The sequence below is a fragment of the Corallococcus sp. Z5C101001 genome (genome assembly GCF_007352635.1).
Classification (GTDB): domain Bacteria; phylum Myxococcota; class Myxococcia; order Myxococcales; family Myxococcaceae; genus Corallococcus; species Corallococcus silvisoli.
In genome coordinates, this window is the sequence record NZ_VKLU01000019.1 from 1 (window position 1) to 23,693 (window position 23,693).

At 68.1% G+C, this 23,693-nt stretch carries 21 protein-coding genes; 8 read left to right on the top strand and 13 right to left on the bottom strand.

The genetic code is table 11. The features are described 5' to 3' along the window. Positions 1 to 501: 501 nt before the first annotated feature. On the top strand, positions 502 to 708 hold the full coding sequence (locus tag FOF48_RS32750; protein WP_186002167.1) for an IS3 family transposase: 207 nt from the start codon (positions 502 to 504) through the stop codon (positions 706 to 708). Between the two features lie 504 nt (positions 709 to 1,212). Here the strand turns inward: FOF48_RS32750 and FOF48_RS32760 are convergent. The 3 genes from FOF48_RS32760 to FOF48_RS32770 form a co-directional block, all read right to left on the bottom strand. Then, the gene (locus tag FOF48_RS32760) at positions 1,213 to 3,918 is read right to left on the bottom strand and encodes a serine/threonine-protein kinase (RefSeq protein WP_143908295.1); all 2,706 of its coding nucleotides are present in this window, start codon (positions 3,916 to 3,918) and stop codon (positions 1,213 to 1,215) included. Positions 3,919 to 3,948: 30 nt separating this feature from the next. Beyond that, entirely contained in the window at positions 3,949 to 4,518 is a 570-nt protein-coding gene (locus FOF48_RS32765; RefSeq protein WP_143908296.1) for a hypothetical protein, read from the bottom strand. Positions 4,519 to 4,606: 88 nt separating this feature from the next. Next, positions 4,607 to 5,500, bottom strand: a complete 894-nt coding sequence (locus FOF48_RS32770) for a sigma-70 family RNA polymerase sigma factor (RefSeq protein ID WP_186002168.1) — start codon at positions 5,498 to 5,500, stop codon at positions 4,607 to 4,609. Positions 5,501 to 6,141: 641 nt separating this feature from the next. On the opposite strand from FOF48_RS32770, the gene FOF48_RS36660 reads away from it, so the two are divergent. Both FOF48_RS36660 and FOF48_RS32775 read left to right on the top strand, forming a co-directional pair. Next, the gene (locus FOF48_RS36660) at positions 6,142 to 6,279 is read left to right on the top strand and encodes a hypothetical protein (RefSeq protein ID WP_186002169.1); all 138 of its coding nucleotides are present in this window, start codon (positions 6,142 to 6,144) and stop codon (positions 6,277 to 6,279) included. Positions 6,280 to 6,317: 38 nt separating this feature from the next. Beyond that, complete coding sequence (locus FOF48_RS32775) at positions 6,318 to 7,013, top strand: hypothetical protein (RefSeq protein ID WP_143908300.1); 696 nt, start codon at positions 6,318 to 6,320, stop codon at positions 7,011 to 7,013. Between the two features lie 212 nt (positions 7,014 to 7,225). Here the strand turns inward: FOF48_RS32775 and FOF48_RS32780 are convergent, their stop codons facing one another. Next, positions 7,226 to 7,417 (bottom strand): hypothetical protein, encoded by a 192-nt coding sequence (locus FOF48_RS32780; protein WP_143908302.1) that lies wholly within the window; start codon positions 7,415 to 7,417, stop codon positions 7,226 to 7,228. 521 nt (positions 7,418 to 7,938) lie between these two features. On the opposite strand from FOF48_RS32780, the gene FOF48_RS32785 reads away from it, so the two are divergent. Then, a complete protein-coding gene (locus FOF48_RS32785) occupies positions 7,939 to 8,784 on the top strand; it encodes a GC-type dockerin domain-anchored protein (RefSeq protein WP_143908303.1) in 846 nt (281 codons plus the stop codon). Between the two features lie 673 nt (positions 8,785 to 9,457). Next, complete coding sequence (locus tag FOF48_RS32790; RefSeq protein ID WP_186002170.1) at positions 9,458 to 11,179, top strand: DUF4157 domain-containing protein; 1,722 nt, start codon at positions 9,458 to 9,460, stop codon at positions 11,177 to 11,179. Positions 11,180 to 11,316: 137 nt separating this feature from the next. On the opposite strand, the gene FOF48_RS32795 is transcribed toward FOF48_RS32790, so the two are convergent. Next, on the bottom strand, positions 11,317 to 11,907 hold the full coding sequence (locus FOF48_RS32795) for a hypothetical protein (RefSeq protein ID WP_143908307.1): 591 nt from the start codon (positions 11,905 to 11,907) through the stop codon (positions 11,317 to 11,319). Between the two features lie 463 nt (positions 11,908 to 12,370). Here FOF48_RS32795 and FOF48_RS32800 point away from each other — a divergent pair, with 463 nt between their 5' ends. After that, positions 12,371 to 12,853 carry a hypothetical protein gene (locus tag FOF48_RS32800; RefSeq protein ID WP_143908308.1) on the top strand — a complete coding sequence of 161 codons (483 nt, stop codon included), beginning with the start codon at positions 12,371 to 12,373 and terminating at the stop codon, positions 12,851 to 12,853. Positions 12,854 to 13,457: 604 nt separating this feature from the next. On the opposite strand, the gene FOF48_RS32805 is transcribed toward FOF48_RS32800, so the two are convergent. After that, positions 13,458 to 13,970, bottom strand: a complete 513-nt coding sequence (locus FOF48_RS32805) for a hypothetical protein (protein ID WP_186002171.1) — start codon at positions 13,968 to 13,970, stop codon at positions 13,458 to 13,460. 333 nt (positions 13,971 to 14,303) lie between these two features. Here FOF48_RS32805 and FOF48_RS32810 point away from each other — a divergent pair, with 333 nt between their 5' ends. Next, positions 14,304 to 15,638, top strand: coding sequence for a hypothetical protein (locus tag FOF48_RS32810; RefSeq protein ID WP_143908313.1), 1,335 nt, complete (start codon positions 14,304 to 14,306; stop codon positions 15,636 to 15,638). Between the two features lie 3 nt (positions 15,639 to 15,641). Here the strand turns inward: FOF48_RS32810 and FOF48_RS32815 are convergent, their stop codons facing one another. The 3 genes from FOF48_RS32815 to FOF48_RS32825 all read right to left on the bottom strand — a co-directional run bounded on the left by FOF48_RS32815 (position 15,642) and on the right by FOF48_RS32825 (position 19,031). Then, positions 15,642 to 16,733, bottom strand: a complete 1,092-nt coding sequence (locus tag FOF48_RS32815) for a hypothetical protein (RefSeq protein WP_143908315.1) — start codon at positions 16,731 to 16,733, stop codon at positions 15,642 to 15,644. Positions 16,734 to 16,953: 220 nt separating this feature from the next. Beyond that, positions 16,954 to 18,126: a tetratricopeptide repeat protein gene (locus tag FOF48_RS32820; RefSeq protein ID WP_143908317.1), complete on the bottom strand. Its 1,173-nt coding sequence runs from the start codon at positions 18,124 to 18,126 to the stop codon at positions 16,954 to 16,956. Next, positions 18,123 to 19,031, bottom strand: a complete 909-nt coding sequence (locus FOF48_RS32825; RefSeq protein ID WP_143908319.1) for a hypothetical protein — start codon at positions 19,029 to 19,031, stop codon at positions 18,123 to 18,125. Before FOF48_RS32825 ends, FOF48_RS32820 begins: the two co-directional genes overlap by 4 nt. A 162-nt stretch (positions 19,032 to 19,193) precedes the next feature. On the opposite strand from FOF48_RS32825, the gene FOF48_RS32830 reads away from it, so the two are divergent. After that, positions 19,194 to 19,715, top strand: a complete 522-nt coding sequence (locus FOF48_RS32830) for a hypothetical protein (RefSeq protein WP_143908320.1) — start codon at positions 19,194 to 19,196, stop codon at positions 19,713 to 19,715. Positions 19,716 to 19,727: 12 nt separating this feature from the next. Here the strand turns inward: FOF48_RS32830 and FOF48_RS32835 are convergent, their stop codons facing one another. The 4 genes from FOF48_RS32835 to FOF48_RS32850 all read right to left on the bottom strand — a co-directional run bounded on the left by FOF48_RS32835 (position 19,728) and on the right by FOF48_RS32850 (position 23,675). Beyond that, a complete protein-coding gene (locus FOF48_RS32835; protein ID WP_143908322.1) occupies positions 19,728 to 20,825 on the bottom strand; it encodes a glycosyltransferase family 4 protein in 1,098 nt (365 codons plus the stop codon). 169 nt (positions 20,826 to 20,994) lie between these two features. Then, positions 20,995 to 22,278 carry a hemolysin family protein gene (locus tag FOF48_RS32840; RefSeq protein WP_143908324.1) on the bottom strand — a complete coding sequence of 428 codons (1,284 nt, stop codon included), beginning with the start codon at positions 22,276 to 22,278 and terminating at the stop codon, positions 20,995 to 20,997. 84 nt (positions 22,279 to 22,362) lie between these two features. Continuing rightward, the gene (locus FOF48_RS32845) at positions 22,363 to 22,791 is read right to left on the bottom strand and encodes a response regulator (RefSeq protein ID WP_143908326.1); all 429 of its coding nucleotides are present in this window, start codon (positions 22,789 to 22,791) and stop codon (positions 22,363 to 22,365) included. A gap of 50 nt (positions 22,792 to 22,841) precedes the next feature. Continuing rightward, entirely contained in the window at positions 22,842 to 23,675 is an 834-nt protein-coding gene (locus tag FOF48_RS32850; protein WP_235686120.1) for a metallophosphoesterase, read from the bottom strand. Between the last annotated feature and the right edge of the window lie 18 nt (positions 23,676 to 23,693).

Consider the following 23,693-nt stretch of genomic DNA (forward strand, 5'->3'; position numbering starts at 1 on the left):
ACCTGCACCGAGAGCCCCACGCAACCCGCCAGCGTCGTCACACAGCGACGCGAGCGCCAATCCGCTCGCGTTCTTGCACCGCACGCCTCACAGCGCCGCCGCTCGCTGTCGACCTTCACCTCACGGGTGGCCACGGGGCGAGCCGTCGTCCGAGCCATGGTGCTCCTCCTCTCAGAGGGTCAACACCTGGGGCTCAGGCCATATTTGCTGGCGTCGAAAAATGGGTGGCCTACACCGCGAAGGAGAACGGGTGAAGTTCGAGTTCATCCGTGCGGAGCAGGCCCACTTCTCCATCAGCCTGCTGTGCTGATTGCTGCAGGTGTCCCGTTCAGGCTTCTATGCATGGAGGAGTTGGCCTCCGAGTTCCTGGCACAGCGCCGACGAGCGGCTGAAGGTCTTGGTCCGCGAGGCGCACGAGCAGGGGCGCCGGACCTACGGCAGCCCTCGTGGTGAGCGTCAAGGTAGTTGTCGCGTGAGAGGGTTCAGCCGATGCGCTGCAGCATGAGCCGCCGGGGCAACGGCTACGACAACGCGACCATGGAGAGCTGGTTCAGCACGCTCAAGAACGAGCTGGGTGAGTCCTTCGAGAGCGCCAGCGACACGAAGGTGAAGCTGTTCGACTACATTGAGGTCTTCTACAACCAGCAACGCATGCACTCGGCAATCGGTTACGCTGCGCCAGCCGAGTTCGAACGGGCAGCGGCATAGTCAACCTGTCCACGAGAGCGGATCACGCCCAGCATGGCTGTTTGCGGTTGTGGAGTTAGCGTCAAGGCGCGAGGAGCGCAAATCTGGTGTGACATGTGCGCGCGTCAAAGGGCTGCCGAGCGCAACCGCATCAAGTCGCGCCGCGAGCGCGCTGCTCGCCCGTCGAGTGGGCTGCACGGACAGGCCGAAGCTGCGCGTGTCCCTGGCTGGCGGAAGGCGTTGGGGCTGTGACGACCTGCACCTGCTCCCCCGCGCGCCTCACACTGGAGTTGCCGTGCCCGGTGCGGCGATGCGTCGCCGAACCAACCTCCGCTCTCCACGAACATCCCGTGCGCGTCAGATGGGGCTCGGTGAGGAGCTACTATCCTCCGAGCGCGCCTTGCGCTCCGTCATTTCCTGCGGACCGGGAGTTCCGCCTCCTGCGTGGTGGAGGCAAGCCCACGGGCGAACTGGCGGCGGCCATCAACCGCGACTTCGGATCCTTCGACGCTTCACGAAGACGCCTCAGTCCTTCCCCAGTCCCTCCACAAGGTAGAGTCGGGAGAGCGCTTCGCTGTAGGTGTACGCGTAGGCGCTCCCGTCCGCGGAGATCGCCATCGTCCAAATCGAGATGAGCCCCGGCAGGGTTCCGCGCGCGGGCACCGTCAAGTGCGGCACCGTCGCGCCCGTCTTCACGTGGACCCGGGAGACCTGGACGGGAAGCGAGACACTGCGCAGGTAGAGGGCCGCGCCGCTCGCGTCCCAGCCCACCACCAACTGTCCCGGGAACGCGCCCGGGACCACGGTCTGCGCGTCACCCGTCGCGGCGAACACGCGGAGGTTTCCCGACGCATCCACTGCCGCGAGCCATGCCCCATCGGGGGAGATCGCCGTGTTGAAGCCGGTGCCTTCCTCCGTGATGGGCCGGGGGGCTCCGGCGCCCGGCTCGAACACCCACAAGCGGGCAGGACGCCCCTGCTGGCTCGCGCGCAGGAGCAATCGCTTCCCATCCGGGAACCAGCGCGCCGAAAGCACCGTGGCGACCGGAGCGAGTGACACCGGGCGCGGTTCCCCAGCGCCGGTGGGCTGCAGGAAGAACTCCATCCGCTCCCCCAAACGCTCGATCAGTACATGCTTGCCATCCGGGGACAGCGCCAGGGGATGACCGTCTCCCAGCCGGACCGGAGGCGCGCCATCGGTGGTGCGCAGGTACGCGCCATAGGTGGGGCCTTCGAGCTGTCCTCCTTCGGAGATGAGCATCATCCGGCCATCGTGTGACAGGTCCAAAAGCAACGAGGTGTCCGCCAACGTGAGATCCCGCTCCTCCCCCGCGCGCCCGAACGCAAGCCCCGTCCGGATCACCGGGTGATCCACCAGGACGGTGCCATCGTTCGAGATGTCGTGGAGCGTCATCCGCCCGGCGATCCGATCCACGAGCCGCGTCGTGCCTCGCAGGTTGACCGCGAACAGCGCGGTGTCCCCACCGGTGCGGCTGGCGGTGAACCACACCTCGCTCCCATCCGGAGCCCACGCCAGTCCCCGGGCGCACCCCCAGTCTCCGGAGAGTTCCCGGGGCGGCCCGTCCTTTTCCAGCACCCACACCCCGCCCCGGTCGTCCTTCGGGTGCTCATGAAAGAGGAACGCGATCCGCGCGCCATCGGGGGACACCCGCGCATGGCTGATCCACCCCTGCGACTCGAAGCGCACGGTGCCGGGCGGCCGCTCCAGCCGGAAATTATCGCCCACCCGGCGCACCACCGCGAGCGGTCCCTCGCCGCGCCCCCAGTCCGCCTCCCTCACGCTGTCGAGCACGGCCCGTGGTGCGCCCCCCGCCAGCGGCATCAACCCGAGCATGCCGCCGACATGGTCTGCATCGAAGAACCGGGGGGCGAGCAACACCGCCAGCTCTCCCCGGGACGACACGGCGAGCACATCCGCGTTCTGTCCAAGGGGCTGCGACAGCGGACGTTCCGTGCGCGCGCTGTAGAGCTCCGCGGGCCCTCCCTCCCACGCCGCGCCATAGAGAAACGTGTGTCCATCTGCGGAGAACCGCGCGCTGAGCACATGGCCGCGCCGGAAGGTGGCCGGTTGGTACGTCGGGCGCGATACCGGGGCCGTCCACGGGCGTCCGAACGCCAGGAGCCCACCCGCCACGCAGAGCAGCGCGACCGCCAGGACCGTGAACAGGGCAGGGCGCGGGAGGGCGCGGGGATGCACGGCCCGGGGCCCCCGACTTCCGGAGCGGGACGCGATGGACTCGAGGGCGAACGCCAGGTCCTGCGCGGACTGGAACCGGTCGCCGGGAGCCTTCGCCAGACAGCGGGCGAGGACCGTTCCCAGTTCACCCGGCAGTACGGGGGGCTCATCGCGGAGCGCGGCGCTCATGCGCTCCACCGGGCTGGCACCACCGAAGGGGGCCTGACCGCTCACGGCCTCGTGGAGCACCGTGCCCAGCGAGAACACATCCGCGCGAGGATCCGCAGTCTGCCCGCGGATCTGCTCGGGGGCCATGTATCCGGCGGTGCCCATCACCGTGCCGCTCCGGGTCACTGCCGCGTCCTCACTGCGCTCGGTGAGCCGTGCGAGCCCGAAGTCGAGGATGCGGGCACCGCCCTCCGTGCACAGGAAGATGTTCGCCGGTTTGAGGTCGCGGTGGATGACGCCGCGAGCATGTGCGGCAGCGAGCCCCTGTGCCAGCTGAATGCCCAGCTGCAAAACCTCCTCTAGGGGCAGCGGCCCACGCATCAACCGCGCCCGCAGGGTGACGCCCTCCAGCCACTCGGTGACAAGGTAGGGTGTGCCTTCATGGGCTCCCACGTCGAACAGGGTGAGCAGATGCGGATGGGATAGCGCACCCGCCGCGCGGGCCTCCTGGCGGAAGCGGGCCAGACGCTCGGGGTCCTGGGCGAACTGTGCCGGGAGCACCTTCAGCGCCACGTCCCGTCCGAGTCGCCCATCGCGGGCCCGGTACACGTCGCCCATCGCGCCGCTGCCGGCATGGGCGACGACGGTGTAGGGCCCCACCTGCTCCCCTGGAGCGAGCAGGCGGGGCGGAGGGGCTGCTTCTTCCCTCAGTCGTCCCTCCGCGTGCCAGGTCGCCGCGACGGCGGCGAGCAGCGCCCCACAGGCGTCACAGCGTGAGATGTGGGCCTCGGCCAGGGCCCGCTGCTCGGGAGGCAGGCGGTCCTCAACGAAGGAGAGAATCGTTTCCTCGGAAGGGCAGCCAGCCATAGCGGGAAGCGACTCTAGCCGTTGTCGCGCTCAAGGCAGAAGTGGCGGGACCTCCACCCGGTACGCGCGGACCCGCAGGGAGCGAGTCCCCGACGGACCGGAGCCGAAGCCATGCTGCACCTCCAGCACCCACGCGAAATCGTCGGTGAGCGCGGCGGCGACCAGTTCCGCGAACCCGTTGGAGAGGCCCTCCTGGGCCCCCGCGTTCCCGCTGAGTGTCACCGTGGAGGCATGGCCCGGCGTGCTCTCCACGACCACGAGCCGCCGGGCGTCACTCCATTCCAGACAGCCTGGCGTTTCAAGCGCCGGTGTCTCCGCGAGCATCACCGGCGCCTGCGCGTTCCCCTCCGGTTGGATGTTGATGGAGAACAGAGTGCCCGTGTCGCTCTTCTCGACAAGGAGGGTGAGCGCGGCTCCCTCGGCGGCGAGACGGACGAGCGTGTTCGCGATCAAATCCGTCGCATACACATTGCCCGTGGTGTCGAAGGCGACCTCGTTGCAGGAGCCGCTGTCGCCGGGTCCGGAGGACTCCGGACGGTTCTCGCGGACGGAGAGGTTGTTGGCGAGGGTGTAGAGGGACATCCCGTGGCGGGTGCACATGAGGTTCTCCTCGGGCGGCGTGAACGAGGGGCCGGAAAGAGGCCCTTCGATGCTCTGACACCGGTCGGAGAAACCTTTGCAGCGAAAGTCAGCGCCCCTTTCCGAGCAGGCGCGTGAGGCTGAGGCTCACCTGGCTCACCACCAGGTCGGCGATGCTGTGCACGGATGATTCGCCCACCCCCAGCTGTTCGCAGAGCTGACGCGTGGTCGTCTCCTCTACCTGTTCGCGAGCGCGGCTGAGCCACCGGGAGATGGTGGACAGATGCACACGGTAGAGCGCTGCGATGGCATCCAGCGAAAGTGAGTCCAGGTGGTACAGGCGCAGCAGGGTGCGGTCGCGGTCGGAGAGTTGTCCCAGCGCGTCGCTCACGGCCGCCGCGAATGCCTCGCGGTAGCGTGAGCGCAGGTGGTCGAGCTCCGGCCCCAATTCCGCGCCCAGGGTGGCTTCGACGGAATCCTGAGCGCCCGCGTCCGCCCGCGCTTCGGAGCGTTTGAGATTGAGGGCGATCCGCAGTGCCGCCACCCGGACCCAGCCGCCCAGCGCGCCGCGGCCAGCGAACTCCGCGATCTTGGGCTCGGAACCCGTGAACAGCTTCTCACGCAGTTGCTGACGGACCTCCGCGACGAACGTGGGCGAGCGGTCAACGCCGGAGATGAACGCACCGACTTCGCGCAGAAAGCGGTCCTCGAAGGCATGGAGTGCAATGCGGTCGTGCCGCAGGCACGCGAAAGCCAGGAAGAGCTCTTCGATGGAGGAGGCGGCGTCAAGGGCCTCCGCGATGGGCGCTTCCGCCGGAAGCCGTTCCGCGAGGTACTGGACGAAGTGCACCGACTCCAGTGCGATGCCGGGCCAGCGTGTACGCGCGTGTTCGACGGTAGAGTGGAGCAGGGCCTCGAGTTGCTCGGGCTCGGGGAGGGACGCGGTCGGCCGGCGGATCGACGCAACGAACGCGGAGGCCAGTGGCGTGAGCGATGCGGTCACGTGCAAACACTACCATCATCCTCTGAAAGGGACCGCCGTCTCCAAGTCGTAGGCCCTACCGTTCTGCGGCGCTCGAAGCATTGAGGAGGCGAGCATTCTCCGCGCAGGACTCCTTTAGTGCCTGCTCATCGTCAGGCAGGACGACCTCTGGCCTCTCCAACCAGCAATCGCGATCCGACAGGAACAGGTCCGTGACGAAGCTGTTCGGGAGTCTGGGAAAGTGGAGAACGTTGGGCGAGGGACTTGGGCTAATGCCTGCGTGCGAACACCTCCGAGCCCATCACGGGCGCCTCCGTGGAGACCGCCCTGTCTGACGACAGCGTCCGGCGGAGGTGCAAGCTTTGCCCGGACCGGGAGGAGCCGCGAATCCAGTTCGCCACGACCCACCGCTTGGACATGCACAACGCCAGCAATGGCGGCGACACGTAGAAGTGGCAGCACTTCCCCGAGGTGGGCACGATTCAGAGCTCCGTCGACCGGTGCCGTAGTGCCCGGCCAGCGTGGCGCTCCCGCGCGGCTTCCATGAGGATGCCGATGGGGCCTGCTTCGCCCGGGTCGTTATGCCGGGCGCGCCGTCGCGGTGGGCATTGCGTCCGCGGGCGGCTGTCCCTATGGCCGGTCCGCTGGAAAAGTAGCTGGAGTTGGACCGCCTTGGCCTGCTGATGGGCGAGGGCAGGGAGTCGCGGAATCCGCAGTCGCGAATCCTCCTGTGCTGGCAGTCCGGCACCTCCGAGTCCATCAGCGGCGACTCGCCGACGGACCTCGTCGGGCTGGGGTGAAACTGGTGCTCCTCGCGATGCAGACTAGATGGTTGGGCATGGAACTCACCGAAACGCAGCGTATACTGATTCAGGAACTCGTGAGGCGTCGGTCGCTGCGTACGCTTGTCGGGCTTGCCAGAGGTGGGAAGTTCTACTCTGTGCCGAACGGATTCACGGATGCATTTCCTGGCGCACGCTCTGGCCATGCGTTACCCAGCGAGGGAAGGGCGTATCTCGCAGAACTTGTGGATGCGTTCATCGCTCGAGAGAAGGAGCTAAGGGAACAGCGGGCGCTTCGGTATCAACAGGAGGCGGAATACGAACAGCGCCTGCTGGCGGAATTTCTCAAGGAGAATCCGGAGCCGAAGTACCCACCGTGCGTGGATACCGACTTCCAGCATGGAGACGCCGACGTCGCGTGGAGGGCGATGCTCCCAGATGAAGACCTGCTGCCTTTTCTGAAGCAGCTCAGCAGCGACCTTCGACGCTGGACGTGGTGCGCTCAATTCAATGGCAGCGCCTTCAGTTGGGGTATCGTTGATGCTGAAGCGAAGTATCTGACGTACGACGAGGAGATGAACATCAAGGCTCCGCGTTACTCGCTCCAAGTCGTAGAGTGGGCTCGGCGTCTTGGGGCTCTTGCGCGCGAGAATGGGGCGTTGTTCGAGCACTCACGGCCGCCGCCGACTGGAAGGCCGGATGGGCGAAGCGACACCGCACCTCGCATCAAGAGAATCACTCGCCCAAGGTGACAAGGCGGGAGGAGCGACGGTATCCGCGAGGCATGGGTGTGCCTCACTTCCTTCGCGTGTCTCCGCCTCCCACGTCCAGCGGTTTCCCTGTCGTGGGTCCGCCCTTGTAGTGGCCATGGCGGCCGTGGCCCCAGTGAGAGTGGCTGGCCCCCCAGTGAAGGAGACGGAGGAGGGCGGACCCGGCAATGCCTACCCGCCCTTGTCCTGCTCGCTCAACTCTCGGCGGTCTCGGCTTGCTCGCCGTCCGGGTTCCCCTCGCGACATACCTTGGCGGCTTCGTCGGAGAGCATCACGGAGGTCGTGGACTCGGAGCCCGCGCCGAGCGTGTCGTAGCAGTTGTAGCCCGCCTCGCCGCAGGTCGTGTCGTTGTTGTTGATGCTGCAGACCTCAACGCAGGCGGGCACCCTTCGCGCGCAGAATGTGCTGCAGGGAGGCGCCAAGGCGAGGACCGTGGCGGGGGGCATCAGGAGGAGTGTTGCGGCGAGTAGAGGATGGACGCGCATGCTGGACCCGGGGTGAAGGGGGGAGGGTGAATGCTCATCCCTTACTGGCGGTGCGGGAAATCGTGGCTACCCGCTATACGTCGCCTCACCGCGCACGCATCTCGTGCGGCCAGCCAGTCTCCGCGGCACCGCAGAGGTGTCCACGTCCTTTGTCCGTCCGCGATGGGCATGTCTCTCCCCGAAGGTCGTCTCATCTCGCGCTGCAAGCCCACCCGCCACAAGACGGTCGAGTCCAAGTCAGCCCACCTCATCCGCACGGACGTTGGCCCGAATGGCGAACGGTGGTTCGTGGCCAATGCCAGGGATTACCGGACGGGCAGCGTCATGAAACGTCATTGAAACATATGTAGGCGGATGCTCCGGGTGTCAGGAGGGTGCCGTATGGTGCGCGCCGCAACCTGTCCCGCAACACGGAGGTCCACATGCGCTTCATGTCCCTGTGCCTGGGTGCCGTTCCCCTCTTTGTCGCCACGGCGGCGAACGCCCAGACCATCACCCCCATCGAGGGCAGCCGCTCCGTCTCGGCCTCCATCTCCGCGGTGGATGCCGTGACGAACGTCGTCCAGTCGGACTCGCGCGGCACGAACGGCTTCGCGGCGTTCAACGAGAGCCTCTCCTTCCACGCCAACACCCAGTACGAAGGCTCTCGGAGCCGCGTGGACGCCAACGCCTCCGGCACGCAGCAGTCCACGATCACCGCCTCGCGCATCACCGCGTCCGTGTCCACCTCCGCCGAGGGTGTAGCGCTGGACCGCTCCGCGCGCGGCCAGGGCGTTGGCAACGCGGACTTCTACCTCACCTTCGAGGTCAACCGCCGCGCCCGCTATGTCGTCACGGGGAACGCGCAGGCCACCTCGAACGCCAGCAATGGCGGCACCCGCTTCGGTGGGTCCACCGCGCTGCTCTACATCGCCAACCTGGAGAGCGGGATTCCCGTTCTCTCCATCGACATCGGCGACTCGGACTCCGACTCGGTGAGCCGCACCGGCTGGATGCCGGCGGGCCCGTACACGCTCCAGGGGGATGTCTCCGCGCTGGTGGATGCGAATGGCCGGTTCTCCGGGACCGCCTCCGCGTCCTGGGCCCTGGACCTGAAGCTCTTCTGCGCCTCGGATTTTGACGCGAACGGTGTCGTGAACGCAGCCGACAGCACCGCGTTCCTCAGCGCCTGGAGCGCGGGCCTCCTGACCGCGGACATCGACGGCAATGGCGTCATCAACACCGCCGACCGCGACGTCTTTCAGCTCGCGTACGGCAGGGGCTGCTGAGCAGACAGAGCAGGACCTCCTGACCTCGCCGTGAGAGCGCGCGAAGTCGCCGCGAGCGACTTCGCGCGCCACCGTCGATTGACGCCCCGCCGTCCGTCCGGATGGGCTGTCTCGCGAGTCGTTGCACCCTGACATGGTGAAGAAAGCCATTCGAGTGCCCTGTCCACCTCGTCCTGGCTCGGCGTGCCGTGCCGCAAGTCGTTCCTTGGCTTGGCGATGAGCTTGCGCGGGGGGACGGGCTCGAAGGAGGTGCCAGGTGTTGGGAAATATCGCCAAGGCGAAGCGAGAAACTGACGGGCGGAAGACGGCAGAGTGACGGCGAGCCGCACCTCGAGTTTCGCTGAGCCCTCCATGTACGAGTGAGTCGCGGCGACTCCTCCTCAGTGAGGCCTCCCGCCGAAGAGCGCCAGCATGAACAGGCCGATTTTCGGCAGCGGACGCCAAGAGCCTCGGTGCGAGCCAAGGATGCCTTGGATTCCAAGGATGCTGGCCGATGTTCTACCCGTCCGGCGCCAGACGCTCGCGTGGGCTGGGAACTCGTTGTGTACGATACGTCCTTCACGGGACATGCACCGATAGCCTGGGAGCACGGATCTTGGATGTTCGGCACCGTTGGATCACCCCGTCGCACCTGAAGCGGGTCTGCACTGGAGGCTGGGCACTCCCGAGAGGGTTGCGTGTCCGGCTCGAGCGCGCCTTTGGGGCCGAGCTGAGCGGCGTGCGCCTCCACGAGCATCCTCTGGTCGCGGAGCTGGGGGCCGAGGCCGTGTGCTGGGGAGAGCAGATCCTCATCGCTCCAGGGGCACTGGATCTCGACTCGGCTCACGGGACCCGGATCCTCGCGCATGAGCTGGTGCACGTGCTGCAACAGCGAGCAGGCCGCGTACCTCATGGGAACGGTGGGGCCGGGCTGCTCGTGGATGCGGCCCTGGAAGCGGAGGCCGAAGCCCTGGCGGTGCGGGCCCTCTCGGGGGCGTGTGCGCGCCTCGCGGCTCCGGGGGCAGCCTGGGGACGAAGGGCTTCGCCCACCCCCGCGCTTCAGGCGTACCACGTCATCCCGAACGCCCAGTTCGGGGCCCAGCACGTCAATCTCCACAACGCGACGTTCGAGACGCAGCGGGACGGAGTGCGACCCCACCCCTTCCCGAAGACGCACGGGGACAGCTTCCTCATCGACGCAGGGACGGCGAACGTCATGGTGCGGCCGCACCCGCAAGTCACGCTCCGGGTCTCGGACGACAACGAACTCGCCATCGAGGACACCGACCCCCACCACGCGCAGGCCAAGTACTTCTTCGCCACAGACAGCGCCATCGGCCGGTGCAACCGCGCGTTGAGGTCCGCGGGCTCCAGCTATCGGATCGCCAAGGTCCCCGGTCCGCGCTATCTCGAAATCGGCCCCCCCGGGCAGCCGGGCTGCCTGCCCTTTCTGTCCGGCCCGGGGCCCAGGCGACTGTTCCAGGTGGCGATGTCCGAGGGTGGGCAGCTCGAGCCCGCCGTCTCGCAGAACTGCAATGAGATCTCCGGCAAGGTGATGGGAGAGCAGCAGGACGCGCAGCGCACCGTGAGGTTCAACCCGTCCGGCAATCAGCTCTTCCTCAATCTGCCGCGCTGGCAGCTCGGAGGGTGGGCCCATGCCTATGCGGCCCATGGCGACATTCCCTTCAGGCTGGCGGTACTCATCACCACGTTCCTCTTCCATGGACAAGGAGAGGGACCCAATGCCGCCGCGGCCCGGCAACGCGCGGTCAACGATTACCAGGTGGGATTGCAGAACGCGCTGGTGGGGGCGAATACCCCCAATGCCCAGATGGCGGCGCTCGCGGGCTACTATGGCCCTATCGGTCGCGACTATGGCCGGCTGGTGAACCGGGTCCGCGCCCAGGCTCCCATGACGCTCAACGGCGTGAACCTCAACGGGCCCACGCTCGGCACGCGTTACGAGCAGCTCCTCTTTCGTCTGGGCCTCAATGCCTATGCGGACCCACGGGTGGGCGATGCGTTCCAGACGTACTCCGTGGGCGCCATGGAGCGCTATCAGGACGCCCAGCACCGCAACTGGATGCGGATGCGGGACGAGGTGGCTCCCCGCCCGGCGGCGCTTGTTCCTCCGCCTGTCTACAGTGCACCGGTGTGGGAATATCACTGGGGTGGGGTGGTCGCGGAGAGCGGAGCGGACCGCATCACCTTCGAGAACTACGCCCGCAACTACGAAGACCGCGATGGTCCCCAACTCCATGGCAGCGAATTCCGCTCGTTCTTCCAGATGACCCGTGTGCCCACCCAGCTCAATGATCCGTTGATCGCCCAGTCCTGGCACGAAAGCTGTTACGCCCACGGCTTCGCCAACGCCCTGACGATGACTGTCTCCAAGGTCAATCGCTGTGGGCGCTAGATCGCAGCTCACCGCCGACGATTCAGGATGAGGACATCCGCCGCGCGCCGGGTTCTCTCTTTCGCGGCAACCTGGTACAGCCGCGGGGGGGCGGGCGCAACCGCGCAGGCGACAACAGCTCCGACCGCCCAGCGCACTCAGCCACAACCATCGACGCCATCGATTTTCGCCCCGGTCATGTCAATCCACCCCGTCTGTCCCTTGGCGTCCTTCACCCGGACGTACCAACGGTTCTCTGGGTAGGACTCGGCGACTGCTGTCGGTTTGCCTTCGGCCTTGATGGAGATGCTGGGGGTGTTGACATTCCAGAATGGCTCGACATCGCGGATGACCCTGCCCTTGAACCAGATGTCGAAGGCGTTTTCGCCATTGAAGCGCAGCAGGTAGAGCCGGTCTCCCTTCTGCGCCGTCTCGACTGGACCGTACTTCTCGAAGCCGATGATGGGGCGGAACTTCGTCGGCGCCGTGACTCGCACGACTCCTGCCTTGAGCGTGACGACGTTTCCAGTCAAGGCCACGAACGACTCCCGCGCACCCATCTGACGTATCACCGGAGCATCGCTCGAGGCTTCCGTCCTGAGGGACACTGGCTTGCGGGCCACCCACTTCTTGCCGTACGTCGAGCACTCTCCCGCGAAGACATCCGAGAGGGTGAGCGGAAGCGTCGGCCCCTCGTCGGCCGACGATACCGAGATGAGAAGCGCGGTGACGATACTCCACGAAACCATGGACTCTCCTGTTCCGAACCGAAGATAGGCTGCCTCGGACTCCTTACCCTTCGCTGAGCACGACCGCGAGTTCGGAATCCATTCCACATGGTCGGCGGAGGCTGCTCAGGCTATTTCTGCCGCACGGGGATGTATGGACGCGGGCTGTTCAGATCGCTGGCGGATACTCCCACATCATTCGCGTGCATCTAGACGGGCCGCGTGCCGTGACTCAGCGCTCGCCGACGTGGGCAGGAGAGGAATGGATATGCTGCGATGGCATGGGTGCGCCCTGTTGGGTTTGAGTCTCCTCGCGAGCAGTGCGGCGCCTGGCAATGAAACTCCTGCGCCCGTGGGTTCGACCCTTCGCGACGGCACGGCGCGGGCTTGCCCGGCAGGGACAGCCTCCCTCGTGCGAATCGTTACACCGCCTGGGTCCGGTCCCGGAATCATCCGCGGCCGACTCTACGGAGGGGGCAAGGCCTTGAACACGACCCTGCCCAATCCCTACGAAGGCGAGCCGTATACAAATCCATTCATCCAGCGGAAGACCACGTCCCCGGGTAAGCTCTTCTTCACGGTGGGGGTCTTCAGCGGCGGCCTTGCGCTCCGGGATGTGACCCTGTGGGTGTCGGATGGCACGGCCGCCGGGACGCGCCAGCTCCGCCGCCCGCTCAGCCTGGATCGCGATCCAGCCTCTCCCGTGTTCGCCACCGGCGAAGGTCCGGTCCCCTTCAGCTCGTCCGTGGATCACCTGTCCAGCGAACCTTGGTTCACCTTGGGCTCCGTGGCGACGACCGGGCAAGTCGGGGACCCTCGTCCGGGCAGCTTGGGCTCCTTGCCGGATGGGTTTGCCCGTCTCGGCAATCGCGTCTACTTCTTCGCCCAGGATGCCACGAATGATTACCAACCCTGGTCCGTGCCCGCGAGCTTCACCTGCCCCCCTGGACTGACCGACTCCGAATAGCAGCACCACGGGGAGTTCGCCGTCCCAGAAGCAACGACTCGTGGGACGGCGAACCGCGCGCTGTGCGGAGCGCTTCGCGCTCACACCCCTGCGGCGCGATGCCGCATCCGCGCTGATGGCTCAGCTCTCGGCGGTTGCGCTCCGCGCTGTGTCCGGGTGCTCCTCACTGCAGACCGGGGCGGAGTCCTCGGCTCGCTGGGCTTCCTGCTCCGTGACAGACGCGGAAGAGACGGACTCAGGAGTCGGGTCAAAACAGTAGCCCGCGCCCCGGCAAGTGGTGGGAACGATGCCGTCGCTGCAGCGCTGATCGCAATTTGCCCCGTCGCAGATGTAGCTACATTGAACGGCCGCGAAGCTCGTGACGGGAGCCATCGAGAGGAGGGCGGCAGCGGTGAGGAGGGAACGGATGCGCATGGGGGACTCCTGGGGGAGAAAGTGCACGTGGATGATCGCTGGCGGACGATCGCCAGAAAATCGTGGCTAACCGCTACGTGCCGATGTCGCGGTGCGTGCGGCCAGGGTCTGCTGTTCCTCTCCAGGGCTGTGCATGTGTCGCTGCCGCCATGCGTGGGAGTACCTCGGAGCCGTATCCGCCCCGGCGTGCTCAGCGCACCGTGTCGTCCACGACATGCAGTGGGATGCCAGGCTCGGCGGCCTCTCCGGTGTCATCCTGGAGGTCCAGGGGGCCCGTGGAAACGACCCAGACATCCAGCGTCTCATCGTCGTCTGTATTTCCCGCGCATACCAAGACGATGTCGCAGTCGGGGCACCTGCCCGAGACACCAATCCGGGACTTCACGTGCGCAGGAAGCGACTCGAAGTCGACCGCGCGCGATTCCGTGAACCGGAAAGTGTCCACGCCGATGGACACCGCCTCGTCACGAGCCCCGCTGCGTGCTTCATCGCGGACCTCCATCGGCCCCTGTCCCGCGAAGTACGCGTAGCGGTTGCTCCGCTCGGGCGCGAAGCCCACCTTCGCGAACACAGGCTCGTAGGTCCGCGTGTCTCGGTAGTGGTCCCGCTGCGCCCGGTACCAGGCCTTCAGGTTCGCCTTGCACTCCGCCGCGCGGGTGCGCTGACCGAATCGACTGAACTCACGAATCGTATTGGCGGTCACCCCCCCCAGAAACAGGCACGTCAACAGGCCGAGCACGAAGAAGATCCGCTTCCGGAGGGGGCTCCGCGGGGCGTGTGACTCATACCCGCAGGGGCAGGTGACTCCAGCGCCTGGCTCGAGCCCCGTGCGGTCGAGCGGCGAGCCGCAATCCGGACACCTCATCGTCGCCATCGTCGGTGCTCCCCTGCCATCTCGGTGACGCGACATCGTCCCGCGCCGGCGGGGGACAGTTGATCTTCCCTCGCCGTGCAAAGCAAAGGACTTGCCTCCTCTCACCGCGTGATTCCGGATGCACCCCACGGGCAACCCGCGTGCCGGTATGCTTCGGCCGTGATGTCCCAACGCACACGAACGAGCCCCGCCGCTGGCGACCTTGCTGAATCCGCGCTGGAGGCAGAGCGGGTCCTGGAGGGACGTGCGGAGATCATCTCCGGGGCGCTGCGCCCCCACGCGGAGCTGGAAGCCGTGCTGTCGGCCCGTGGCTGGAAACGCCGGTTCCTGAAGCAGGCGGAGCAGGTGTCCGCGCTCGTGGCTGGGGCCGGGAGGGTGCGGGAGGCGCTGGAGCGTGTGCGCCACCGCGCGGGGGTGGAGGCGTGGGCGGAGGACCTGCCGGTGCTGCGACAGGCACGGGCGCTCTCGGCGCAACGCGAGCGGCTCACCCGGCTCGCGCGGCAACGGCTGGACACCTTGACGGTGGCGCCCGCGGACGTGACCCTCGAGGACGCATTGACGCGGCTGGATGCATTGCTTCGGCAGCCTGTCCGCAAGGCGCTGGCACCAGGCGAAGTGGTCGTCTTCGAGCCGGTCTCCAGCCGTGAGCGTTCAATGCAGCCAGGCCCGGGCCTGGCCGGCTCGAACGTGCCCACGCACTTCGCCCTGCTGGTTCCTCTGGGCGCCTTGCTGTCCATCCTGCTCATGTTCGTGGGGCCTCCCGAGTACCGACAACTGGGAGCGCTGTTCATGGTGCTCACCATGGGATGCGCCGCGCTATGGCCCTTGCTGCGCTCCGGAAGGTTGCGGATCACCAGCGAGCGGCTCCTCTGGACACCGCTCATCGGCGAGGCGCAAGCGGTGCGTCTGGACACCATCGCGAATGACGGCATCCGACTGGACCGCGGCAAGTTCGACTTGGAGGTGAAGGGCGACCGTCGGCTGCTCGCGCGCAGCGTGACGGATGTCACGGGGTTGCTGCTGATGCTGGAGCTGCATCGCCAAGCGCCCCTCCTTGGCGCGGCGCGCTCCGGCGTGCAGTTGGAGGACGTGGCCCTCTTCCCCGCGAAGCTGGGGGAGGCGGAGGGGTTCTGCGTGCTGCGTCCCCAGTCGCTGGCGTTCATCCTCGACCGGCGTGGCCCCCAGGCGTTGCAGGCCGTGACTGGAAAGCCAGCGTCGCTGAAGGGGTTCGAAGCGGACCGGGTGGTGGAGGCGTTGCGCTGGCTGCCCGCGGCCGAGTTCGACGCTTGCGTGGCACGTGTCGCGGAAGCCACGGGAGGAGTGACCTGGGCGGTCGGCGACGCGCATTTCGTTCCGGGGCCGCCGATATGGCTGGCGATCCGGATCAAACGCGGGGAGCAGGTGCTGCTGGGCCGGGCGGAGTTGGGCTATCTCGGTGCCGCCAAGAGGATTCTGGAGGGCTGGACCCGGCCCCCCGAGGTTCCGCCTCTGGATTGACCCTCAGCTCCTCATCGAGGTCTGCCTCAAGGCCGAAGCGTCGTCGTCGTGGAACGGCGCCTGACGGGTTGCCAGCGCCCGACGCAGCACCATCTCCGTCCATTCGAGTTCTTCTCGGGACAGTCCCTCGCCGAGCCACACGAAGCCTTTCCTGTGCTCGATGACGACGCCCAGGTTCTGGAAGAACTTCTCATCCGCCTTGCGCAGGTCGACGTCCTCGATCTGCGACGCTGGGATTCGAGTGATCTCTTGCGAGCGCTTGCTCCCGGTGCGCGAGTACTCAATGCCTCGCGAAGAGGCGGTGAGAGACCAGCCAAGGGTGACTTCCTGAATGACGGTCCACAGCAGGAGGCCTCCCATCGAGAGGAGGGCGAAGAGGATGAGCAGCGGCTGCAGGGAGGCGAGCTGCCGGAATCCTAACGTGCGCGCCCAGAGCAGCGCGAAGACGGTGGAGCAGCCCAAGCTGATGACAAGCGCGATGCCGGCCTTCACCACGAATCGAGGTCTCCAGCCACAGCCAGGCAACCGCAACTCCAATCCCTGCGCCCCGTGTCGGACCCGGATCCGGCTGCCGAGGGGGAGCGAAGGCAGCGCCCGCTCGTCATCAAGCGGTGCTGCTTCGAGACGCGCGGCCGCTGGGCGCGCGTGCCCTCCCTCCACGGTCAAGTCGACGCCCAGGAAACGTGAGAGGGCCTGGGCCAGCTCAAGCGCCTCCTCCCGGTCGTCGCTGCCAGAGACCGGTACCGTTCGTGTCGGGGACTTCAGGTCCACTGAATAGAGTCCCCAGAACCTGGAGCCGTTGCCGGACCCCTTGCCGGGAGAAGAGAGCGCCACGGAGGTGAAGGACTCGAGTGGATGCGTGTTCGATGAGAAGAACACGCTGACACCGGAGTACAGCTTCAAGATGCCTGTTTCCTTGTTGAGCAGCGCCTTCCAGTTGGACATCAGTTGGTAGGCGGCCCCCGTGCCGATGAGCGTCGCCAGGGACCAGGCCTCCCTTGAGTTCCACAGGAAGGTCGAGAAGTAAGCAACGGCGGGGAAGGCGAGCGCCGCTACCAGCGCGACCCTGTACCCCCATCGCTGGATGGGAAGCACCTCGTGCTCAATGGTCAGGTGGGGGCCGAGGGCACTCCACCGATGGGGTCCGCATCGCATCTGGACGAGGTTAGGCGATACCTCCGCTTCGAGAGAAGCGCCGCGCGCCTGCCCTGAACAGGAGCTGCTCCAGTGCGCCAGCAGGCGGGTGAGGTGGTCGTTGCTCGCGAGTGAGAACGCCTGAAACTGATGAGACCTCCGCTCGTCACCGGAGGTCTCGTCACGCCCGCGGTTCAGGGGTGAGCAACCGAGCGGCGGCGTCGTGCAGCGGCCCTGACGGGACCGCGGCCATCACCTGCTGGGCGAGCTTCGTCCCCGCCTCGTGCTCTCCTTGCAACACCAGGGCTCGCGCCAGATTGAGGGCCGGCTCCACCCGGCCGCCGCTGCGCTCCAGGGCGAGCTCCAGGAGACGCCGCGCCTCCTCCAGGGCGGCGGTCTCCACGCCGGGCTCGCGCAGCAGCAGCAGCCCGGCCGCATTCGCCGCGAGCCAGTCGGCCGGGTCCGCCTCCAGCACCTGGCGGTAGAGGGCCAGCGCCTTCTGGGACTGGGAGGGCTCCAGCGACTCCGCCCACGCGAGTCGAGTGGGAGTGGAGCCCCGGCCCGCCCCTTCCAATGCGCCGCAGAAGGCAGCCAGCTCATCGACTCGGCCGAGGCTCAGCAGGACACGCGCCTTGTCCGCGTTGAACCCCGCATGATCTGGATGTGCCGCGAGCGCCCGGTCCAGCAACCGCAAACCCTCTTCGAGCGCGCCTCCGCCCGCCAGCACGGAGCCCTGCAGTCCCTCCACCAGGGCAGGGTCGTCCACGGCTGGCAACGCGGCGTCCAGGAGTTGTCGCGCCTCTTCTCGCCGCCCCTGAAACAGGAGGACACGGGCCAGCGTCGTATAGCTGGCCGTGTGTCTGGGGTTGAGCCGCAAGGCTTGATCAAGGGCATCGATGGCCCCCTGCGGCTCTCCCACCTCCAGCCTCGCCGTGGCGAGAGTGAATGCGCACAGCCAGTGGGACGGTGCGAGCGCCAGGGCTCGCTCCAACAGGGGTAGGGCTTCCTTGGGGCGGCCCGCGGCGGCCAGGAAGTCTCCAAAGGCAAAGGCGACCTCCGCGCGCTCGGGCTGGTCCGCCCAGCACTGGCGCAGCAAGGCCTCGGAGGAGGGCGCCCCCGTGGCGACGTCCAGCAGGGTGCTCACCCAACGCAGCCCCCACTGCGCGCGCTCCTCGGGGGCCGCGCGCGCGAGCGTGCCCCGCGCGGCGGCGAAGTCGCCTCGCTCCAACTGAAGGCTGGCCAGGGCGGCGAGGGCTTCCGCGTCGTGGGGCGCACGCGCGAGTTGCTTCAATGCCTGTTCCTCGGCCTCCACCCGCCGACCCGTGGCGAGCAGCTCCTGCAGGGGCGTGGTCATTGCGCGGACAGCGGCTGCCTCGTGCTGCGCAAGAGCTCTTGTGCCGTGGTGATCTGCCGCCCGGCCCAGTTCGTCGCGGTCCGGGCCGCGCTCCCGGCCAGCTCGGCGGCCCCCTGGGCCACGCGAACCGCGGACTGGAGGTTGACGTCCACCGAGACGCCGGCCCGCACGCCCAGGCCCAGGGCCGCGCCAAACTCAAGGCGTCCCCGCAGCCGGTTGTTCTGGAGTCCCGCCTCCATGCGCGCCGTCAGACCGACGCCCGCCTGGACCGCGAGGCGCCCCGTGACCGAGGCATCCTCGGTGCCGAAGCGGGCCTGCCCCTCGGCGCGAACGCCCGCGAAGTTGTCCACCGTCACGCCCGCGCGGTAGTCGCCCGTCGAGGGGTTGATGTTCAGGGTGCCGGCCATCGACGCGCTCGCCCCCACCGTGACCGACCCGACTTCGCGCCCCTCCGCGGTGCGAACCCGGCCTTCCGCCAGCATCGCCGACGCGCGCACCTCGCCCGAGGCCTGGACGCCCTGGCCGCCCACCGTGGCCGTGCCATGCGCGCCGCCCTCGGCGACCAGCGCGCGGCCCTCCAGCCGGCGCGCCACCGAACCATCGTCATTGCGGAGCACGCCCTCCGCCGACAGCGCCGCGACGGAGCCGCCCACCTGCTGGCGACCGGTCGTCAGGGTCGGAATGGCCGCCGCGGCCGCCCGGCCCTGACCGGGCAATCGGGCGTTGGTGCCCGGGTCGAAGCGGTCGACCCCCATCCGCTCCTGGGCGTACGTCCGCTCGGCTCGAGCCGACCCCGTCACCCCGGCCTGCACGTGGCCCTGGGGCGTGACAGCGGGGGCGGTCCGCTCCGTTGAGCGCGTGACCGTGAGCGGGGGACGGGAACCGCCAGAGACAGGAGTCGTCATGTGCCCATTATCGTCTGAAAGCAGAAATAGTTGTGCTGCCCGGAATGACCTTTATTTCCGAGTCTTGAATTCTGAGAAGAAGAGCCCCCGGGCCGCCGATACGGCGCGCGAGGAGGGGCGTTCCAGGGGGCACCTCGCCTCATCCCACCTGGAGTCTGGAACATGAACCCCAAGACGGCGTCACCCCGTGCGGTCTCCCTGCTGGTCCTCTCCGCCTGGATGCTCACCTGCGCCGGCTGCGCGGCCCAGCGCCAGCAGGTCGCCGTGGAGGACGCGGTCCGCGAGCACGTGTACCCGCTGCCTCTGCACGAGGTGTGGCCCCAGGCCCTCGCCTTGCTCAAGGACAAGGGGTTCACCGTCAAGGCGGACGCGACGCGCTACGAAGCGCGCACCGACTGGGAGCAGATCACCCCTCCGTCCTCGCTGGGCACGGGCTACGCGAACTACTTCGTGGTCGGAACCGAGCGCGGCCCCGGGCAATGCACCGTCCGCTACTTCCGGAACGAGCGGTCGACGGCGACTCCGCCCAGTCAGCCCGGCCGCGTGGACCCCCATCCGGAGTACCAGCGCGACGGCATCCAGGGCTCGGGCCTCGTCCCCATGGACCGGGACCGGCAGCTCGAATGGCAGTTGCTCCAGCGCGTGGAGCCCGAGGTCGCCCGGAACCTCCAAGCGAATCGGTGACGCGCTCCCGGCTCAGACGCCCGTCACCCGGCGGATGAACGCGAGCATCCGGGCGCACGTCGTGTCCAGGTTCATCCGCTCCTCGGCCATGCGGCGGGACTCGCGGCCCATGGTGGCCAGCGTCTCCGGGCTCGCCACCAGCGCGTCCAGCGCGTTCGCCAGCGCCGCGTAGTCACCCACCGGCACGATGCGCCCATCCATGCCGTCGCGCACCAGCTCCCCCACGCCGCCCGCGGGCGTCGCCACCACCGCGAGGCCCGCGGCCTTCGCCTCCGCGATGGCCCAGGACGACATGTCCGCCATCGTCGGCAGCACGAAGAGGTCCGCCGCCTGCGCCAGGCCGATGAGCTCCGGCGAGTTCGGCTGTACGCCCACGTGCACGCGCACGCCGGGCGGCGCTTCGAAGCGCGTCGACGTCACCAGGTCCAACCGCCAGTTCCGCTGTCGGGTCTCCCGCGCCCAGCGCAGGAGCAGCTTGCCTCCCTTGCGCCCCAGGTCCCCACCCACGAAGAGCAGCCGCACCACGCCGTCGCGCGCCTTCCGCTCCGGCGCGGGCCGCCACAGCGTGGTGTCCACGCTGGGCCACACGACGTGGACGCTCGCGGCCGGTACGCCGTACTCCTCCACCAGCGAGCGCTTGGTGAACTCCGAGAAGGACAACATCCCCTTCGCGATGGCGTACGTGCGGCGGTGCAGCGCGTTCTTCGCGCGGCCCACCCAGCCCGCGTGCTGCGTGCGCAGGCCGTAGTAGCGCAGGTAGTCCTCCAGCCCGCTCGGCGTGGCGTCCGTGGAGATGACGCTCGGCACCCGGCGCATGAAGTCGTGCGCCAGGTGCGCCAGCCGCTGCGTGTGCACCACCGCGGCCCGTACCGGCTCCTGCGCGGAGGCCTGCCTCAGCGCGGTGCGGGCCCGGAGCCCACCCCTCACCGACAGCCGAGAGCGCACCAGCGGAAGCTGCTCCCAGACGTCGTCCGCGTGCTCGTCGATGGGCAGCCACACCGGCGTGATGTCGTCGCGCCGCGCCATCGCCCGCTGAAGGTTCTGAAGGAACACCGCGTTGCCGAGAGTCGTCTCGATGGCGAATGCGATCCGGGGTGCCGACGGCGACATCAGCTTCGCGCTCCTCATCCCTCCAGGGCGCTACACCAAGGGGCGCTTCTCGCGGACATCCGCGCGCCTGGAATCCCTCGCTGTCGTTATATCGGCCCACCGCGTCACAATGAACAGGGAGTTTGCGGTGGCTTCCGGATTCCCGTGGACGCGGAGCGCGGCCGTGCGCTCACGCCTCCGACTGCACGGGTTCTTCCGGCAGGTGGACGCGCACCTCGCGCACCCGGCGCGGCGAGGCCTCCACCACCTCCAGCACCGTGCCATCCGGCAGCGACAGCTTCGCGCCGGCCTCGGGGATCGCTCCTCCCGCCAGCGAGATGCACAGGCCCGCGACGGTGGAGTAGTCCTCGCTCTCCTCCAACTGCAGGCCCAACGCGCGGTTCACCTCGCGCAGGCTCGCCTCGCCCTGCACCACCGCGATCGTGGGGCCCTCGCGCCGCACCCGCTCCTCGGGCGTCTCCGACTCACTGAGGATCTCCCCCACGAGCTCCTCCACCAGGTCCTCCACCGTCACCAGCCCCACCACGCCGCCGTGTTCGTCCACCACCACGGCCAGCTGCATCCTCCGGCGCTGCATCTCCTTCATCGCCGCGATGGCCCGCATGGACTCCACCAGGAACAGCGGCGGACGCAGCACGTCCTCCAGCACGATGAGGTTGCCCTCCCAGGCCACGCCCAGCAGGTCCTTGGCCACGATGTAGCCCACCACGTTGTCCAACGTGGTCTCGTACACCGGCATCCGCGAATGCCCGTGCTCCAGCAGCACCTGGCGGATCTCCTCCGTGCCCGCGTGCCGGCGCAGCGCGACGATGTGCTCGCGCGTCACCATCACCTCGCCGAGCGTCAGGTCTCCCAGCTCGAAGGCCCGCGAGGCGATCTCCCCCGCGCGGGGATCCAACGTGCCCTGCTTCGACGCCTCCTCCACCAGCTGCTGCAATTCGTCCGGAGACAGCCGCGACTCGGAGAAGTTGGTCCGGTCCCCGAAGAGCTTCAGCACCAGGTTGGAGCTGGCGGTGAGGAACCACACCAGCGGGCGCATCAGCCACGCGAGCGCCTTGAGCGGCCGCCCCAACGTCAGCGCGTACTGTTCGGAGTAGCGGAGCGCCAGCGACTTGGGGACCAGCTCCCCCAGCACCAGCGACAGGTACGACACCAGCGCGACCACCAGCGCGAACGACACCTGGCTCGCCGTCGCCTCCGGCACGCCCATCCGGGCCAGCACCCCGGACAGCCGCAGCGCGATGCTCGCGCCGCCGAAGGCCGCCGCCGTGGAGCCAATCACCGTGATGCCAATCTGCACCGTGGCGAGCAGCCGCTCGGGATCATCCCGCAGCGCCGACACCGCCTTCGCGGACTTGCTGCCCTGTTCCAGCAGCTCCTTCAGGCGCGTCTTGCGCACCGACAGCAGGCCCAGCTCGGCGCCCGCGAAGACGCCGTTGGCCAGCACCAGCAACAGGATGATGATGAGCTCCGTGACGATGGCGGACCTCCTGGCTGGACCCGCGTGGACACGGGGCGGCGGGTGACGCCTCCTGTCCTACACCCCCAGCGATTGCAGGAGGAGCGACAATTGGTCGCGGCTCGCACCCTTGGGCAGGTAGTAGTGGGGACCGGACATGAGCGCGCTGCCCACATCCTGGGCCGCCGCGGAGGTGAGGAAGACGATGCGCGGAATCACCGACGCGCGCGGCAGCCGCTCCACCACCTCCAGGCCGCTCATTCCCGGCATGTTCAGGTCGAGCAGCATCACCCCGAAGCGCTCCCCCCGCTGGAGCGAGTCCAGCGCCTCCTGGCCGTCCGCCGCCTCGGTCGCCTCATAGCCGAGGTCCTCCAGGCTCACCCGAAGGAACTCCCGCCAGTCCGCGTCGTCGTCCACGACCAGGACCTTCCGAGTACCGTCATCCACCGCGAGTCTCCCCAAGCATCCTCCTGACCTGGGGAGAACCTTCCGGGGGCCCACTGGCATTCGCGGCACTTCGGCCCGGTTTCGGCATTCAGCAGGCAGCCAGGCAGGCCCTAGAACAGCGCCATGCCCAACTGGCCCACCAGGTACTCCAGGGCGGGGCGGACGTTGTGGACCGCCGTGCGCGGCTTCGCGGGCGCCGACGCCTGGCACCACGCCGGCTCACTCACGAGCCGGCCGGCCAGATGGCTGAAGACGCGGAAGCGGCCCAGGTCCGTGCTGCTGCCCGAGTTGAACACCCGCAGCGCGCGCTCACCCGGGCGGCCCAGGTCCGACTCGTTCGGGATGTGCCGGTGTCCGTGCAGCACCAGGTCACAGCGTCCCCCCACGCGCTCCAGCAGCCGGCTTCCCAGCGGCAGCTCCGAGGCGTGCGGGAGGCCCAGCTTCGTCGCGATCCACTCCGGGAAGCTCTCCAGCGGCAGCGGCGTCACGTGGTGGTGCAGGAGCACCGCGACCAGGGCGTCTCGCGGCGCGGCGTCCAGCGCGCGGTCCACCTGCTCCACGACGCCGTCCGTCAGCTCCCCATGGCTGGAGAAATAGTTCCGGTTGTGTTCACCGGTGGAGTCCACGCAGACCAGGAAGAGGCCCGCCTTCTCCACGGTGTGGACCTTGCGCCCGTCCATGAACCCGCTGCCCACGTCCTCGCCGGGGCGGTCGTGGTTGCCCGGGATGAAGGTGAGGCGCCCGGTGTCCATCCACGGGGCGAAGTGTTCACGGAAGCGCTGGAACTCGGCGTGGGAGCCGCGGTGCGTGAGGTCTCCCGTCACGACCACGTGATCCACGTCTTGCGCCACCAGGGCCTTCACCAGTGAGGACGCGGCGGCGTCGCTCTCGCGGCTCATGTCCAGATGGAGGTCCGAAAGATGGGCCAGCTTCAGGAAGGGCATGCTCAAGGAAATAGGCAT